The organism is Streptomyces sp. SA15, assembly GCF_002291145.1.
Taxonomy (GTDB): Bacteria; Actinomycetota; Actinomycetes; order Streptomycetales; family Streptomycetaceae; genus Streptomyces.
Genome location: NZ_NTGE01000071.1, coordinates 1 through 2,700, shown reverse-complemented (window position 1 = coordinate 2,700; position 2,700 = coordinate 1). Strand labels below are relative to the sequence as shown.

Annotated in this window: 1 protein-coding gene; it reads right to left on the bottom strand. The window is 75.1% G+C overall.

What is annotated here, in order from left to right:
• Window positions 1-2,700 (bottom strand): SDR family NAD(P)-dependent oxidoreductase (locus CLM62_RS11805; RefSeq protein WP_143659024.1); only part of this gene is annotated, 2,700 nt, incomplete at both ends.

Genomic DNA, 2,700 nt, shown 5'->3' with positions numbered 1-2,700 from the left:
CGCGAACTCCGCGAGGCGGGCGCCGTCCGGCGCGGCCAGGGGCACCGCGTACGGCTCCGCGCCCGGATCCGCCGTGCCGGGCTGGTACGTCCCGCGTTCCCCGGACCCGTACGCCCCCCGCCCGGCCACGTCGGACCGGTACTCCTCCAGGACCACGTGCGCGTTGGCGCCGCCGGCCCCGAAGGAGCTGACCGCGGCGCGCCGCGCGTCCGGCGCGTCGGAGCCCGCCCGCCAGGCCTCGGTCGTGTGCTGGATCCGGAAGGGGCTGTCGGTCAGTTCCAGCCGTGGGTTCTCGGGACGGGCGTGCGGGCTCGGCACCACACGGCGGTGACGCAGCTGCAGGATCGCCTTGGTCAGCCCGGCCACGCCCGCGACGGCCTCGCCGTGCCCGATGTTCGCCTTGACCGAGCCGATCCGCACCGAGCGGGGGCGCACCCGCTCGTCCGTCGTGAACGCCCGCATCAGGGCGCGCAGTTCGATGGGGTCGCCCAACTCGGTCCCGGTGCCGTGCGCCTCGACGTATCCGACGGTGTGCGCAGCGGTCCCGGCCCGCTCCAGCGCCCGCAGCACCAGATCGGCCTGGGCGACGGGGCTGGGCACCGTGTAACCGCTGCCCCGGCCGCCGTGGTTGACCGCACTGCCGGTGATCACCGCGTACACGGTGTCGCCGTCCGCCTCGGCCCGCTCCAGCGGCTTGAGCAGGACCGCACCGACGCCCTCCCCGGGCACGAAACCGTCCCCGCCCGCGCCGAACGCCCGCGTCCACGGCCCCGGCGAGGTCATGCCGACCGAGCCCAGGGCGGCGAACCGGTCCGGGTGCAGGAACAGGTGCACGCCCCCCGCGAGCGCCATGTCGGCGTCACCTGTGGCGAGCGCCTGACAGGCCAGGTGGACCGCGGTCAAAGAGGCGGAGCACATGGTGTCGACCGCCATGCTCGGCCCGGTCAGGCCGAAGGCGTACGACACCCGGTTGGCGACGGAGGAGAAGGCGGTGATGCCGTATTCGGCGTTGTCCGCGCCGACCAGCCGCGCGTCGCGCTGCGCGAGCAGGTTGCTGGGGGAGGTGACGCCCACGTAGACACCCACCCGCGGCGGGGCACCGGGCCCGGACAGCGACGACGGCGCGTACCCGGCCGACTCGAAGGCCTCCCAGGCCGTCTCCAGGAACTGGCGCTCCTGCGGGTCCAGTACGGCCGCGTCCCGGGGCGGGATGCGGAACCGCTCGGCGTCGAACCGGTCCCAGTCCTCCAGGAAGCAGCCCCAACGGGTCGTGCCGGGGTGGAGGACGTGCGCCACCCGCCAGTCCCAGCGGTCCGCGGGTACCTCGCGCACCGGGCTCCGCCCCTCCGACAGCAGCCGCCACAGGCTGTCCGGGTCGGGTGCACCCGGGTACCGCCCCGCCAGGCCGATCACGGCCACCGGCGGCTGCGTGCCACCGGCGCGGCCGGTCGTGGCGAAGGCGGGCCGGTCCGGCGTACGGCGGTGACGCGCCGGTTCGAGGGGCTCGTCAGCGTCGTCCCTCGCGGTGAGCGCGGCGAGCGCGGTGTCCGCCGTCTCGGGAGTGTCGTTGCGCTCCGCGAGGTGCCGGGCGAGTTCCTCGATCGTGCCGTACTCGTGCAGGGTCGTGCCCGGCAACGGGCCGAAGACCTCGCCCAGTCGGGAGGTCAGCTCCACGTGCAGCAGCGAGTCCACGCCCAGTTCTCGCCACGGCAGCGCTGACGGCAGGGGGCGGCGGGCACCCAGTACGCCGCGTACCACCCCCCGTATGCGCTCCTCCAGCTCCCGGGGTACGGGCTCCTGCGGTACGGGCTCCTGCGGTACGGGCTCCTGCCGTACGTGGTCATCCCTTGCGTGGTCCTGTCGTACGTGGTCCTCCCGTACGTTCTCCACCGCGTGTTCCTCCGCGTGTTCCGCAGGGTGTCCCGTCACGTGTGTAAACGCCTCCAGCGCCCGAGGGCGACCGCCCGTCACCACGACATGCGGGTGCGGTCCGGCCACGTACTGTTCGAGGACCCGGGTGGCCTCGGCCGTGTCGAGCGGCTCCAGGCCGGGGAAGGCGGTGAGGACGCGTTCGCTGTGGTGCCGGGCCAGCCCGGTGTCGCGCCACAGCCCCCAACTCACCGTGCGGGTGGGGCTGTCCGGCCCGTCCAGGGCGGCCGCCACCCGGTCGAGGCAGGCGTTGGCCGCGGCGTACCCGAGGCCGCCCTGGCTGCCGAAGGTGCCCAGGAACGACGAGAGGAACACCAGGGGAGTCCCGGGGAAGCGGGACCGGGCCCGGTGCAGGGCCGCGATCGCGTCCACCTTGACGTCCAGGAGGCGGCCGAGCGTGTCCTCGGTGAGGTCGTGCAGCAGGGCGTTCTCCGCCGCACCGGCTGCGTGGAGAACGCCGTCGACGCGCCCGAAGCGTTCCGCGCACCGCGCGAAGGCGGCGTCGACGTCGGCCTCGTCGCGCAGGTCACCCACCAGGTAGTCCGCGTCGCCGCCCGCGTCCCGCACCGCACGCAGCACGGCGTCCACCCGCTCGCCAGGCGCCGAACGGCCCACGAGCAGCAACCGGGCGCGGCGACGTGCGGCCAGGTCGGCGGCCACGGCCCCGCCGACCCCGCCGGCGCCGCCGAACACCAGCAGCGCGGGTGACACGGCCGGCCACAGCGTACCGCCGTCGGACAGCCCCGGATCCGCCGACGTCAGGGGGGCGAG